This is a genomic window from Helicobacter sp. TUL (assembly GCF_002287135.1).
GTDB lineage: Bacteria > Campylobacterota > Campylobacteria > Campylobacterales > Helicobacteraceae > Helicobacter_F.
Window position 1 is genome coordinate 186,525 of sequence record NZ_NESU01000001.1, and the last position, 14,549, is coordinate 201,073.

Consider the following 14,549-nt stretch of genomic DNA (forward strand, 5'->3'; position numbering starts at 1 on the left):
AATATGAAACCACATTATTCATGGCTTCCTAGTAAGCCAAAACTCTTTGTTATCATTGCAACAAGTATTGGTATTATCACCGGTATTACGCTTATCCTTTATGCGTGGCAATTACCACCATTTTTTCTCAATGTTGTCGTGACAAATGATGCCTATGTCCAATCCAAAACTACCCTACTCTCACCCCAAGTAAGCGGTTATATCACACAAGTGTATGTCAAAGATTTTGCATTTGTCAAAGAGGGCGATCCACTTTTGCAAATCGATAAGCGTATTTTTACCCAAAAAGTGCAAGAAGCGCGTGCAAACCTACAAGGTGCGCAAAGTGCATTACAAGCATATGAGCAAAATTATCGCCTACATGAGGCTGATATTATCGAAAAAGAAGCCCAAATTAAAGCCACAGAAGCCAACCTCAAAAATGCTCAAGCAGAAAACAACAGAGTTTCACAACTTGTCAAAAAAGAGAGTTTAAGCAAACGCGATTATGACAATGCAAGAGCGCAGTTATCAAGTGCGCAAGCTGCATACATACAAGCAAAAGCACAATACCAAAAATCCCTCCAAGAATTTGAAGCCTTTAAAACCACCAAAGATTCACTACAAGCAGGAGTAAAACGTGCAAACGCCCTCTTAGAACTTGCACTTATTGATTTGGATAATTCCCTTATCAAAGCTCCTATAGATGGGCAACTTGGGGAAATTTTGGCACATATTGGACAATTTGTCTCCCAAGGTAGCACACTTACTTATATCGTGCCACAAACGCATTGGGTAATAGCCAATATCAAAGAAAACAAAATGGATAAAGTAACGCTTGGACAAAAAGTGCGTTTTAGTGTTGATGCCCTAAGCGGTGAGGAATTTAGCGGTGTTGTAGAAGAAATCTCTCCTGCTACAGGTAGCGAATTTAGCCCAATCAAAGTCAATCACGCTACTGGAAATTTTATCAAGGTTATCCAACGCATTCCTGTGAAAATCGCCATAGATCCTACAAATAAGCGCTTAGAAGAATTGCGTGCAGGAATGAGCGTCATAGTAGAGATTGAAACAAAATAAAGGATAGATATGAAATCTTTACACCTAAAATATGTAGCTCCAAATCTTTTGCTTACAATATCTCTCATATCATTTAGCGCGTGTGTGCCACAAATCACCGATGTGCCAAAAGATTCACATATTTCCCTAAATCTTAGTCAATCACAAGAAAGCATTAATGCGCATTGGTGGGAAGATTTTCATAACCCTGCTTTACTCTATTTGCTAGAACACGCAAGAGAATTTAACACACAAAACAAACTTGCCAAAACACATATTGAAATGGCAAGAAATGACTTAAAAATTGCTAGAGCCAAACTCTATCCAAATATGAATCTAAGCATAGATCCTGCCTATAATCAAACAATCCTCCACCCACTTTATGCCCTCACACAAGGCAATGTAGATTTTTCTTATCATTTAGATTTTTTTGGAAAATACCGCTATGCCAAACAAAGCAAACACTACGCCTTGCAAGCTAGTATTGCCCAAAGCTATGCGACACAACTCTCGGTTGATATGCTTGTCGCAAAGACATATATCACGCTTTTAGGGGCGTATGCGCGTTTAGAATTGCTCCAAACCACACTAGAGGCTAGACAAAAAGAGTTAAATATTATGCAAGATAGAAACAATATGGGCTACATTAGCACATATGATGTCAAACAAGCCGTTATTGCTTATGAATCTGTTCAAACACAAATTGCCGATACTAAACTCTCCATAGCAACAAGCAAAAATGCTTTGGAATATCTTACCGGTGTGGATGTGGATTCGGAGGAATTTATAGTCTTGCAAGGCTTTAGTGTCAAATATCAAGAGGATATGGCACAAAATACTACATCTATAGAATCCCAAAATGCCTCTCTTGCCTCTGCCACAGATGTGTTTATTACTTTACAAGCCCCAAAACTTCCAGATAGTATCTCTTCAAAACTCTTGCATAATCGTCCTGATGTGTTATACGCAGAATTTATGCTTGCCTCAAGTAGCGCATATCTACAAAAAGCACGAGCGGATTTTTTGCCAGATTTTAATATCGGACTAAATCTAGGTGCTATAGGCTATGCAAACTTTACGCAATTTTTAACACTAGGCGGGGTTACAGGCAGTGTATTAACACCACTTTTTAAAGGCAGGGAATTAGAGGGAGCATTTGGCATAGCCAACGCCCAAAGAGATGAAGCAGCGTATATCTATCGTGATGTGGTTATTAGAGCCTATAGAGAAGCAAGAGACGCATATATGAGTGTTTCATACCTAAATCTTGAGCGAAATAGCACAAAAAAGCAGCAAGAAGCTGCAAAAGAAGCACTTGCCCACGCACGATCAAGATATGATACAGGGTATTCCTCTTACTTGGAGGTTGTTGATGCGCAACGATCACTCTTAGAGATTGAGACAAACCTCATCACCCTAAAAACCCTCTATTTAGAATCTATGTTCACTCTCTATGGGGCATTAGGTGGAGGTATGCAATACCAAGCAGAGGACTTTAAGCAAGAATAATCTACTTATTGTCGCTTGCCAAATGTGATACTATACACTTCATTTCTTGTTTCAAAAAGTGGATCTTTGGGTGCATCAACGCCTTGTGGCAATACTGCTGGCATATATACATCGCCATTGCAATCCTTACCTGCATATTCTTTTATCCTAAGCGTTGCTATTTGCACTTCTTTATGTTTGCCACTCCACAATGCTGTCGTGTCGTTTGTAATATCATTAGGATTTGCCAAAATAAGCATCATTTTGTATTCGATAGGCTTACTAGCGGTTTTGGCTTTAAAATCAGATTCTAAAAAATCATCGCCAAGTTTTTTTGCTTCATCAGCACTCAATCCTTTCTCACCTGCTACAGGCACAAAAGCAAATCTAGCAGGAATGCTCTTGCCCTTAGAATCTGTAAAATAAAAAGTGTGTATGCTGTAGTAAGTCGTATTTGCTACGCTTGGCGTGAGCGGTGTTTTAGCAAGGTATTTGTCATAATTTGCAAACGATGGGATTTCTTTGGTAACCTTAGCGATATTTTCAGAATCTACCTTTCCATTTTTAGGCACGCGTATTTCAAAAAACTTTACAAATTCTTCTAGATTCTTTGCAAAATTAATTTCTGTATTAAGCATTACGATTTCCCAGCTATCACTTTTGCCTTCGATTTTTAGCGCCAAACCTCTTCCTTTTGTAGCATCACTAGCCTTAGGATTTCCACCACCTAGTGAAAAACGCGCTTGAGTAGGGATACTAGATTCCTTTAATAGAGGAATATTATAGGTATTTGTAATGCCTTTTACAGGTATAAATTCCCCAACTGCACAAAAACCCTTGGCATGATTAATTTTTTTGTGTGGATCCTTTGCATCACCATTAAGCGTATAAAAAAGCTCTGCGATGCTTTGTGAATCTGTAGCAGATTCTGCCCATAATGCGCAACTTGAAACAAACAAAGCTGCGACAATGCCTCTAAAGATATGTGTTTTTGGTTTCCTTGCACCAATTGTAGGTATGGTTTTCATTCATTACTCCTTTAAGTATTTTTAATGCAAATAAAATTCTTGCACACTTTTACAAACAAAGTTTTGCATACATCACAAAGAGTTTGTGTTTTATAACAATGTTGCCTTAAGTCCAATAATCATCATTTTTACGCCCATTGCCATAATAAAAACAAGTGCTATTCGTGAAAACACATGCAAAACAAGTTTTCCTAATACGCGTTCTATTGTGGCAGCAAAATGAAACAAAATAAGCATAAATACAAAAGCTACCACCACGGCACTAAGGGCAACAAAAGTGCCATTTTCTTCAGAGATAACAATGCTAGTAGAAAGTGTCCCCGGACCTACCAACATAGGAAAAGCCATAGGCACAATGCTTTGGCTTAATAATTCACTCTTATTTGTCGTAGTATAATGCGTGGTTGCTTTGTGAGATTGAAAAAGGAGATTCTTAAGGCTTACAAGGATTAATAGCAAACCCCCTGCGATTCGCAAATCATTTAAATCCACATTAAACAAATAACGCATAATAAAAGGTCCGCTTAGTAAAAACAACACAACAATAATAAAAGAAGTATACAGAATATTGCGGAAAAGACTTTGACGTAGTGAAGTCTCTAGCTCTTCAGTCATCGCAATAAATTGCGGGAGATTCCCAAAAGGGTTTAAAACAGCCAAAATTGTGATAGCTGCAAGCAAGATAGTATATAGTATCGTATACAATTGCGTTGAAAACAAAAGCTGCATTTCTTCAAACATGTATCTATCCTTTAGAAAAATTTCGCGATTTTAGCACAATTTGCAACAATGCAATGCTACTCTCATGTATTTTTAACCCTTGTATATCTCTAAAATCTCAAAGCAAATACTCTTTCATCATTACATACCAACACAACACAAACATTTAAGGATTTTTTTAGAACTTAAGAATTAGAATGCACCCCCTCATAAATTTAGGCTTTTGGACAAAGCAAGTGTATGTGAGATTCTGCATTAATCCCATAACCATTTCTTTTCAACAACAAGGACATAGTATGTTTAAAGCATTTAAAGAGCGTTATCTCGTGCGATTTTGGTCGCCTATGCCTGCAATCATCGCATTAGGCATTATGGCAGCGTATTATTTTGGACTTACTGGAACATATTGGGCAGTAACTGGTGAATTTACCCGTTGGGGCGGTCATATTATGCAATTCTTTGGCATAGATACAGATTCACTTGGATATTTTAAGATTATAGGACTTAGTGGCACTCCGCTAGATCGAATCGATGGCGTAATGATTATTGGTATGTTTGCTGGAGCTTTTATAGCAGCAAGTTTTGCAAACAATGTTAAATTTCGCCTACCACAAAGCAATTTACGCATAGCTCAAGCCCTCATTGGTGGTATCATTGCAGGTTTTGGAGCGCGTATTGGTATGGGGTGTAACTTAGCGAGTTTTTTTACAGGTATCCCACAATTTAGTCTCCATGCTTGGTTTTTTACACTTATGACAATTATTGGGGTTTATCTAGGCACAAAGGTGGTGCTTTTACCATTTTTTAGATCCAAAGCTCCACTCCAAAAAGTCCAAGCACAAAAAGTCATCGCCCATAATGCCAAAAGAGAAAAAATACTGCTTATTCTTGGCATCATTGTGCTACTTGTAGTTGCTATATGGGTAGCATATCTTATGATATATGGCATAACTCCAGAAGGCAGGGCTATACCGATTTTGCCTATTGCGATTATTTTTGGTGTAGGGTTTGGATTTATTATCTCACGCGCACAAATTTGTTTTACTTCCGCATTTAGAGATCTGTTTATTACAGGTAGAGGCTACATGGCAAGGGCAGTCATCATTGGTATGATGGTTTCAACTATTGGGGTATTTAGCTATGTTATGCTTGGTATGCCGCCTAAAATTATGTGGGCAGCACCAAATGCTGTCATTGGTGGATTGCTCTTTGGATTTGGGATTGTCATCGCTGGAGGCTGTGAATGTGGGTGGATGTATCGCGCTGTTGAGGGGCAAGTGCATTATTGGATTGTTGGGATTGGTAATGTCATTGGATCTACGCTTGTAGCACTCACTTGGGATTATTATTCTGCGCCATTGGCAACAAACTTTCCAAAAATCAATCTCTTGCAATCATTTGGAAATTATGGCGGACTTGTGATAAGTTATGTATTGTTGCTTGTTTTCTTGGGTTGGGTGCTATGGATTGAACGAAAATACCACGCACAATCCAAATTTCAAAAAGCATAAGATTCTAAGGAGTTTTGTATGGATATAACACCAAACTTTTCCCTTGATTTGCAAGGTGAGCCTTGCCCATATCCCGCAATTAGGACACTAGAAGTGTTACCTGAATTACAAAGTGGAGAAATTTTAGAAGTGCTTAGTGATTGCCCACAAAGTATCAATAATATCCCTATTGATGCTAAAAATCACGGCTATGAAGTTTTACAAGTAGAACAAATGGGAGCGACTATTCGCTATCTTATACGCAAACCTTAACGCTCTTGCAGGAGGTAAAATTCTCCTGTATTTGGATTTTGTTTTTTGGTTGGTATTTGTGATGAAGATGAGGGTTTATTGGCATAGTTAGCACTAAATTCTTGTGGTAATTCTATAAAATCACGCTTCTTTTTTTGAGAATCTGTGCGTTGCGTAGCAACTTGTGTAGTCATTTTTTTTGGGTTTGGCTTAGGGTATGCTACAGATTGTTGTGATAAAGATGGCTTTGGATTCTGTGCTAAAGCTGTGCTTTTTCCCAAAAATGCAAGTGCCTTATCATTTTTGGCTTGTTTGGCAAGTGCAGAAGCATATTTAGGTATATAGCCCTGCAGAGCTTGGACACGCTGCGCAATATCTTCATAATAACTTTGTGCCATTTTATCACGCTCCCTATCTTTTTCCCAACTAAACCCTTTATTATAAGATTTAATCACCTCTTTCCAATTCCCATTACGCACTTTTTGCCAATACAAAAGCTCATCAAGCGCCACTTCAGAGGCATATTCATCATCACGCACGAGTAATTCTCCTACCATATTGCGTATAAATCCTGTGTCTTTTTGGTTATTTTTTTTCAAAAGTCCAGGTATATGTGCATGATAGATTCCAGCAGATGGATCAGCAAAATTCATTCTATACTCTCCTGCGCACGATTCTTTCCATGCAATAGCCGCCATTGTGTAACCAAAACCCGATTTTACTCCATATTTAAATGCCTTAAGAATGACATTTCTTTGTGCAACACTAAAATCCTTTAATGCCACGCATTTACCCTCGACTTTATGCAGTGGAAGTGCCATACACACACTCATAATCCCAAATACCACACATACAAATATTGCCCTCATATATACCCTCTTTAACTCTATATTTTAAAAAACCCTAATGCTTTGCGTGGTAAAATCCCATCTCAAAGACTTTATCACAAAGGATACCCTTGAATACAGCAGAGCTTTTGATAGAAATCCTTACTCAAGAACTCCCAGCAATCCCGTTTCTACAAGAATTTCCAAATATTGCTACCAAATGGAATCATTCTCTTCAAGCACATCACATACCGCCTTGCCAAACACAAGTATTTTTCACCCCTAGACGCATTGTGATTTATGCCAAAGATTTTCCACTGCATTCAAAAGACATACACATACAAGCCTATGGTGCGCCAATTGCCATAGCCTTTGAAGGTGGTGATCCAAATAATGCACTCACAAAAGCAGGAATGAGTTTTTTTACCAAACACAACCTCAATCCACAAACAGATCGCGACAAAGTTACAATCGCTACCAAAGACGGCAAGGAAGTATTATATTTTTCCTCCACGCAAAAAGGCATAGAATCTACAGAACTTTTGCCAGAAATTTTTGACCAATTCTTGCATTCTTTACATTTTGGTAAAAGTATGCGTTGGGGTAATTTAAGCGAGAGTTTTATCCGCCCTATCGAAAATATTTGTGCCTTTTTGGGTGAAAAAAGCCTTAAATTGCACGCATTTGGTATAGATTCTAAGCCACAAACTTTTGGGCATAGAGATTTGGGCTTTGGGGCTATTGCGGTTAATAACATCGCGCAATATTTTGAAGTTTTGCATACACATAAAGTAATACTAAACCAACAAGAACGCAAGGAAAAAATTCTCAAACAAATCCAAGAATTAGAACATACACATAATATCAAAGTTGAGCTAGATTCTGCACTGCTTGAAGAGGTGGTAGCTATCACAGAATATCCACAAGCTTTGCTTGGAAGCTTTGAAGAGGACTTTTTGGAATTACCACAAGAAGTCATCATCACCTCTATGAAAGAAAATCAACGCTATTTTGCTATCCACAAACAAGGGCGACTTTTTAATGGCTTTGTTGTAGTTACAAATTCTACCACCAATGACCCTTCTATCATCATTTCTGGGAATCAAAAAGTCCTAAGAGCAAGGCTAAGTGATGCGATGTTTTTTTATCACAATGACTTAAAACGCGGATTACAAACCAAAGGATTAGAAAATATTGTCTTTGTGCAAGGCTTGGGAAGCTTGGCGCAAAAAACACAACGAGAATTACAAATCGCGCGACTTTTATACGCCAAATATACACAAACCCACACACTCTTACCTCATCATCAAGATTGTTTGGCATTGCTAGAACAAAGCATATTGCTCGCCAAAGCAGATTTACTAACAGAAATGGTGTATGAATTTCCTGAATTACAAGGCATTATGGGCGGTTATTATGCGCAAAAACTAGGATATGATCCACTCATCGCACAAGCCTTACAAGAACAATATCTCCCAAATAGCGAAGATTCTGCCCTTCCATCAAATGCACTTAGTGCCTTATTAAGTCTTGCAAACAAACTTGATAGTATTTTTGGGCTTTTTAGTATCAACAAAATTCCTACCGGCTCCAAAGATCCATATGCACTGCGTCGAGCCGCCAATGGAATCTTAAAAATTATCCAAGATCAAGGTTTTGCCTTTAACCTACGCGATGATATTCTTAATATATACAATGCCATAGGCTACACAAACAATACAGAATCTAGCGATACAAACACACAACCTGCACCAACAACACAAAATATAGTAGCGCACATAGAATCTTTTTTCCTAGAGCGCTTAGAAAATGCATTGCCTCTGAATGCCTCTATTTTCCGCAGTGCGCTTTGTGGGCTAGATTCACACAATCACGCACAACGCGATGTTAATACACTTATCCACAATGCCCTTGCACTTCATGAGGTATTTGAAGATACGCAAGATAAGCCTATGCTTCTTAGCACATTTAAGCGAGTAGCAAATATTTGCAAAGATGTATCTCTTGATACACTTGATATAGCAAATGTAGATTCTACGCTTTTTAGTCATAATGCCGAAAACACGCTTTTTCAAGCTTTTGTGGCAATCAAAGATAAAGAATTTGCTACTCCATTAGAGCGCACAAAGGCACTTTTTGAACTCAAAATCCCACTTGAAGCATTTTTTGATAATGTGCTTGTAAATGACAAAGATCCAAAGCTTAAACACAATCGATATGCACTCATTGGAAGTATCTATAGGGAATTTTTGAGTATTGGCGATATTACCCAAATCGCTATGTAAAAACACTATCCATATACATCACACAATAAGGAGAGCCTATGCAAAATTATGAAATGTTTGCGCAAGAATGCAAAGAGTTTTTGTTTGACCAAAATGGCACAAGGCGTGATTATAGAATCTATGATAGCTATATTATGCGTTTTGCCTATGGTGTAGATGCCTCGTGTTATCGCTATATCCCAAAACTCGTGTTAAAGCCTATCAATGAAGAAGAAGTGCAACGCATCATTATGCTAAGCAACGCGTATAATATTCCACTGACCTTTCGTGGATCTGGCACAAGCCTTAGCGGACAAGCCTGTAGTGATAGTGTGCTTGTGGTGTGTATGCATAAATGGCAAAATATCAAAGCAAGTGCGGATTCTATATGGTGTGATTGTGGTGTGATAGGCGTGGATGCAAACAATGCCCTAAAACCTTTTGGTAAAAAAATAGGTCCTGATCCTGCTACGATTAATAATGCAAGTATTGGTGGGATTTTTTCTAACAACTCTAGTGGTATGTGCTGTGGTGTAAAACAAAACAGCTATCAAACTATCAAATCTATCCGCGTGATTTTACACGATGGCTTTATTTTGGATACTTCAGATTCTAAAAATGTGCAAGAATTTATCAATACACATACTGATATGGTAAAAGAGATTCTTGCATTACGTCAAGAAATCTTAGATGACAAAGCCCTCCATAAAGAAATACATCGCAAGTTTGCTATCAAAAATACTACAGGGTATGCCTTAAATTCTCTAAGTGATTTTGAAGATATCAAAGATATTTTAAACCACATCTTTATCGGCGCAGAAGGCACACTTGGCTTTGTTTCAAGAGTAGAATACACGCCGGTCAAAGACTATGCACTCAAAGCCTGTGCATTGCTTTTTTATGAAAATCTCTCTCTTGCCGCACAAGCTATTGAGATTCTTGCGCGCAATGATGATAAGGTAAATGCGGCAGAAATTATGGATTATGCGTGCTTAAAAGCCGTAAGTGCGCTAGATGGTATGCCAGAAGAGCTTGGAAAGATTACACAAGAGAATTGTTGTATCCTCATACAAATAGAATCTGATAGCAAGGAGATTTTAGATTCACATCTAAGCCATATCAAAGCCGAGCTAGAGTGTGTGCCAACACTTTTTGGCATACATTTTAGTTTTGATGAAGCCACACAAGCCAAATGGTGGAAAATCCGCAAAGGTCTTTTGCCTATATCTGCAGGAACAAAAAGGCGTGGTAGCACGGTTATTACAGAGGATATTTGCTTTGAAATACCAAATTTTGCCAAGGGCATTAGAGGCATACAAAAGCTTTTTACAGAGTATGAGTTTGAGGGGATTATCTTTGGTCACGCGCTAAGTGGGAATGTGCATTTTATCATCACACCATTACTTAATGATGAAAAAGAACGCAATAACTTCGCGCTTTTTATGGATAAAATGGTGGAATTAGTCGTTGCTCTCAAAGGTAGCACCAAAGCCGAACACGGAACAGGCAGAATGATGGCGCCATTTGTTGAACAAGAATGGGGAGAAAAAGCCTATGCGCTCAATAAACGCATAAAACATATCTTTGATGCCAAAAATCTTTTTAATCCTGATGTGCTTATTTGCGAGGATAAAGAGATTCACATAAAAAATCTAAAACCCGCACATAGCATTGATGATTATATAGAATCTTGTATGGAATGTGGATTTTGTGAAAAAGTGTGTCCAAGCAAAAATATCACACTCACTCCGCGACAAAGGATTGCAGTCTATCGAGAAATACGCCGACTTGAAAGCCTAGATCACAAAAGCGCACAAGAACAAGAGGAATTAGAACTTTTACGCAAAGATTATGCGTATTTTGGAGTTGCAACCTGTGCGACTTGCTCGATGTGTGCGAGTATTTGTCCATTAGAGATTGATAGCGCCAAAATTGCTATCAATACCAAAAACGCCAATGCCTCCAAAGGTGCAAGTGCTATTGCACGCATAATAGCCAACAATATGGATAAAACAACACAAATAGTAAAAATAGGCGTGAGTGCAGCAAATGTAGGTGCTACACTCTTGGGCAATAATGTCCTAAAAAAACTTACCTTTTGGCTTAATAAAATCCTACACACTCCAATAGTGCCTAAATATATGCCTACAAAAAACACCTATACTCTGCAATCTAAGATTATAGAATCTAACGAAAAAACTCCTAATGCGCCCACACCAAACGCAACAAGTGTCATCTATCTCACAAGTTGTCTTAATCGTGTATTTGCACCACCTATACAAGCCAAAGACAAGCGCCCAATACAAGCAGTGTTTGAAAGTCTTTGCAAAAAAGCTGGGATTAGTGTCATATATCCAAAAAATATCGCTAAAATGTGCTGTGGTAAGGCATTTAAGGATTTTACAACCAAAGATCCTAGCCTAAATCCTATTCATCACACACTAAAAGAACTTTTAGAGATTTCAGATAATGGCAATATCCCTATTGTGTGTGATCATAGTGCGTGTAGTGGGGAGCTTATCGAGCAATTAAAACAGCTTCATGACTTTACAAAGCTACAAGTCTATGATATGAGCGTGTATGCTCACGATGTGCTTTTGCCACATTTACACATAACACCACTTAATGAATCTGTAGGAATTTATGCAGTATGTTCGTGCAAAAAACACGCATGGGCGCAATCCATAGAACATATCGCTGCTGCTTGCACCACAAATGAGGTTATCACACACGCACAGACTTATTGTTGTGGCTTTGCCGGAAACAAAGGCTTTAGCACACCACAACTTAATGCTTCAGCCTTGCAAGGCTTACAAGAACATTTCAAAAAAACATCGCCTACACGTATGTATGCTTCATCTAGCACTTGTGAAATTGGGCTTAGCGATAGCACTAACCACGCGTGGCAACATATCATCTATCTGCTTGATGAGGTTTGCCAATCAAAAGAGGCGTTGTCTTGAAACATATCTCTGTGTTGCAAAATGAGGTATTAGTAGCCTTTTGTCACCTCACGCACAAAAAAGAACCCATTATTCTTGATCTCACGCTTGGTTTTGGCGGACACACACTCGCCCTACTCCAAGCATATCCAAACGTCAAAGTCATTGGTGTTGATAGAGATGACTACGCGCTAAGCCTTGCCAAAGAGCGCCTACACGCATATGCAGATCGCATAACATATATTAAAAGTGATTTTGGAAGTGTTTGGGAAGTCTTAGAGGAAAACTATAAACCTCACATTCAAGCCATTTTGGCTGATATAGGCGTAAGCTCTATGCAGCTAGATTCACTAGATCGTGGTTTTGGATTCCAATCACACACGCTTGATATGCGTATGGATACCTCCACTCCATTAAGCGCCAAAGAAGTGCTAAATACCTATAATCCAATGGAGCTTGAGCGTATATTTAGCCAATATGGCGAAATTAGAGAATCTAAAAAACTTGTGCGATCTATTATCCAACATCGCGAAAAAACTCCATTTACTAGTGCTAGAGAATTTAGTGAGGTTTGTGCGCACACTCTCACACGCACCAAAGGGATTAATCCAGCTACACAAGCATTTCAAGCTATTAGGATTGAAGTTAATGATGAATTAGGACAGCTTCATAAACTCCTAGATTCACTCTATGCTAATTTCAAAGAGGGATTTTTGCATGGATCTCGCGTGGGAATTATTAGCTTTCATTCGCTTGAAGATAGGATTATTAAAAACGCCTTTAAACAATGGAGCAGAGCTTGTATCTGCCCACCAAATGTGCTTAAATGTATGTGTGGTGGGAATAATGCACTTGGTGAAGTGCTCTATAAAAAACCAATAAGCCCAAGCGCACAAGAGATCGCCCATAACAATCGTGCAAGAAGCGCAAAATTACGCGTCTTTGCCTTTAAGGACTAACAATGCATACAACACCAAATCTCACACAAACTAATCCATATGAATCTCACATAGATTCTAGCACAAGCCAAACTCCGCAGGAACGAGAAGCACTTGCACAAAACTTGCAAGAAGAAAACACCATTAGCACAAGGCATTTAGTCTATGCCTTTGGAATCTTTTTTGGTATTTTGGGGTTATGTTTCCCAAAAATTTATCTCTCAAATACTATCTATGCGACAAGCAAAGAGGTATTTAGTTTGCAAACAAGCAAGGAGATTCTCTCTGAGGAAAATAAAAAATTGCGTCGTGAACTTGAAGATATTGATTTTCGATTTCGCGTATTGGATAATGCGCCACAATAGCCTATGGTGGGCCTTGCAGGACTCGAACCTGCGACCGATCGGTTATGAGCCGAGCGCTCTAACCAGCTGAGCTAAAGGCCCACGAGCAGAACGCACATTATACTCAAAAATAAACCTAAACGCAAGGGCATTCTCTAAAATCACTAGCAAAATCATAAAAGTCATAAAGCTTGTCCCACCATAGCTCATCATCGGTAGCGGAATACCTACCACAGGAGCTAAGCCAATCACCATACAAATATTAACCCCAGCATACAAGAAAAATAAAATTGCGATATATCCACTCACTACGCGCAAAAAATAATCCTTGATAGCACCCAAACAAATACTCAACAAATACAAAATAAGCCCTAAATACAAAGCCAATAATCCAAACGCCCCAAGCAATCCAAAGCGCTCAACATAATACGCAAAGAAAAAATCGGTGCTTGCATAGGGTAAGAATCCTAATTGGGATTGTGTCGCCATCTCTTTTTTTTGCCCGACAAAACCACCAGAACCAATCGCGATCAAAGCTTGCTGCACTTGATATGGATACTCCCCACTCACAAAGTTGGCAATGCGTTTTTGGTGATAAGGCTTTAGAAGTCCTGTGCTAAATGCTACAGAATATGTAGTAGGCACGACCAAAAGCCCAATAATGCCAAGAGTAATCCAAATTTTCCTATGCACTCCAACTAAAAACAACACCCCAACACCAACAAGCAAGACAATAAGTGCTGTGCCTAAATCAGGTTCAAGCAAAATAATAAAAAATGGTAGCAAGACAAAAGAAAGGATTATGCCAAATTGTCTCCACCCATAGCCCTCATCAGGTGGAGGGTTTTTGGCAATATAAGATGCCAAAAACAACATAAGCGCGATTTTCATCACCTCACTAGGTTGGATAGAAAAACTTGTAAAAGGAATCTCAATCCAACGCACCGCAGAGTTTTTCTCCACTCCAATAAATTTCACCAGTATAAGCAATACAAGCAACAATACATACAAAAAAATAATCGAATAATTTAGGCGCCTAAAGGGAATAAAAAAAATTACCAAACCCACACACAAGCTCATCACAAGGTATTTTAGTTGTTTGGTAAACATCGTTACATCAAGTTCTCGCACAAGCCAAAACGAAAGCACCACCAAAGGCAGGACAAATAAAATAACGACAAAGTCAAAATGTGCTAGAATCTTTTTAGCATTCATTGT

Annotated in this window: 12 protein-coding genes and 1 tRNA gene; 8 read left to right on the top strand and 5 right to left on the bottom strand. The window is 38.6% G+C overall.

Features of this window, described 5'->3' with window-relative positions; all coding sequences use genetic code 11:
* Positions 1 to 3 precede the first annotated feature (3 nt).
* Positions 4 to 1,059: an HlyD family secretion protein gene (locus B9T66_RS00930; protein WP_095627107.1), complete on the top strand. Its 1,056-nt coding sequence runs from the start codon at positions 4 to 6 to the stop codon at positions 1,057 to 1,059.
* 9 nt (positions 1,060 to 1,068) lie between these two features.
* Entirely contained in the window at positions 1,069 to 2,547 is a 1,479-nt protein-coding gene (locus B9T66_RS00935) for a TolC family protein (protein ID WP_095627108.1), read from the top strand.
* 5 nt (positions 2,548 to 2,552) lie between these two features.
* Here the strand turns inward: B9T66_RS00935 and B9T66_RS00940 are convergent, their stop codons facing one another.
* Both B9T66_RS00940 and B9T66_RS00945 read right to left on the bottom strand, forming a co-directional pair.
* On the bottom strand, positions 2,553 to 3,554 hold the full coding sequence (locus B9T66_RS00940) for a catalase family peroxidase (protein ID WP_095627109.1): 1,002 nt from the start codon (positions 3,552 to 3,554) through the stop codon (positions 2,553 to 2,555).
* Between the two features lie 90 nt (positions 3,555 to 3,644).
* On the bottom strand, positions 3,645 to 4,274 hold the full coding sequence (locus B9T66_RS00945) for a MarC family protein (protein ID WP_257874560.1): 630 nt from the start codon (positions 4,272 to 4,274) through the stop codon (positions 3,645 to 3,647).
* Positions 4,275 to 4,570: 296 nt separating this feature from the next.
* Between B9T66_RS00945 and yedE the strand changes: the two genes are divergently transcribed.
* Complete coding sequence (gene yedE / locus B9T66_RS00950) at positions 4,571 to 5,785, top strand: selenium metabolism membrane protein YedE/FdhT (protein ID WP_095627110.1); 1,215 nt, start codon at positions 4,571 to 4,573, stop codon at positions 5,783 to 5,785.
* An 18-nt stretch (positions 5,786 to 5,803) separates the two neighbouring features.
* Positions 5,804 to 6,037 (top strand): sulfurtransferase-like selenium metabolism protein YedF, encoded by a 234-nt coding sequence (gene yedF / locus B9T66_RS00955; protein ID WP_095627111.1) that lies wholly within the window; start codon positions 5,804 to 5,806, stop codon positions 6,035 to 6,037.
* On the opposite strand, the gene B9T66_RS00960 is transcribed toward yedF, so the two are convergent.
* Positions 6,034 to 6,885, bottom strand: a complete 852-nt coding sequence (locus tag B9T66_RS00960; RefSeq protein ID WP_095627112.1) for a hypothetical protein — start codon at positions 6,883 to 6,885, stop codon at positions 6,034 to 6,036. The genes yedF and B9T66_RS00960 overlap by 4 nt on opposite strands.
* Before the next feature lie 89 nt (positions 6,886 to 6,974).
* On the opposite strand from B9T66_RS00960, the gene glyS reads away from it, so the two are divergent.
* From glyS to B9T66_RS00980, 4 genes are read left to right on the top strand one after another with little or no spacing between them, the layout of a single operon-like run.
* Positions 6,975 to 9,128 (top strand): glycine--tRNA ligase subunit beta, encoded by a 2,154-nt coding sequence (gene glyS / locus B9T66_RS00965; RefSeq protein WP_095627113.1) that lies wholly within the window; start codon positions 6,975 to 6,977, stop codon positions 9,126 to 9,128.
* A 38-nt stretch (positions 9,129 to 9,166) separates the two neighbouring features.
* On the top strand, positions 9,167 to 12,070 hold the full coding sequence (locus B9T66_RS00970; RefSeq protein WP_095627114.1) for an FAD-binding and (Fe-S)-binding domain-containing protein: 2,904 nt from the start codon (positions 9,167 to 9,169) through the stop codon (positions 12,068 to 12,070).
* Positions 12,067 to 13,008 carry a 16S rRNA (cytosine(1402)-N(4))-methyltransferase RsmH gene (gene rsmH, locus B9T66_RS00975; protein ID WP_095627115.1) on the top strand — a complete coding sequence of 314 codons (942 nt, stop codon included), beginning with the start codon at positions 12,067 to 12,069 and terminating at the stop codon, positions 13,006 to 13,008. The genes B9T66_RS00970 and rsmH overlap by 4 nt, the downstream gene beginning before the upstream one ends.
* A gap of 2 nt (positions 13,009 to 13,010) precedes the next feature.
* On the top strand, positions 13,011 to 13,352 hold the full coding sequence (locus B9T66_RS00980) for a hypothetical protein (RefSeq protein WP_095627116.1): 342 nt from the start codon (positions 13,011 to 13,013) through the stop codon (positions 13,350 to 13,352).
* A 4-nt stretch (positions 13,353 to 13,356) separates the two neighbouring features.
* Here the strand turns inward: B9T66_RS00980 and B9T66_RS00985 are convergent.
* Together B9T66_RS00985 and B9T66_RS00990 are read right to left on the bottom strand one after the other, a co-directional pair.
* Positions 13,357 to 13,433 (bottom strand) — tRNA-Ile (locus B9T66_RS00985).
* Positions 13,395 to 14,546, bottom strand: a complete 1,152-nt coding sequence (locus tag B9T66_RS00990; protein ID WP_095627143.1) for an FtsW/RodA/SpoVE family cell cycle protein — start codon at positions 14,544 to 14,546, stop codon at positions 13,395 to 13,397. Before B9T66_RS00990 ends, B9T66_RS00985 begins: the two co-directional genes overlap by 39 nt.
* Positions 14,547 to 14,549 lie beyond the last annotated feature (3 nt).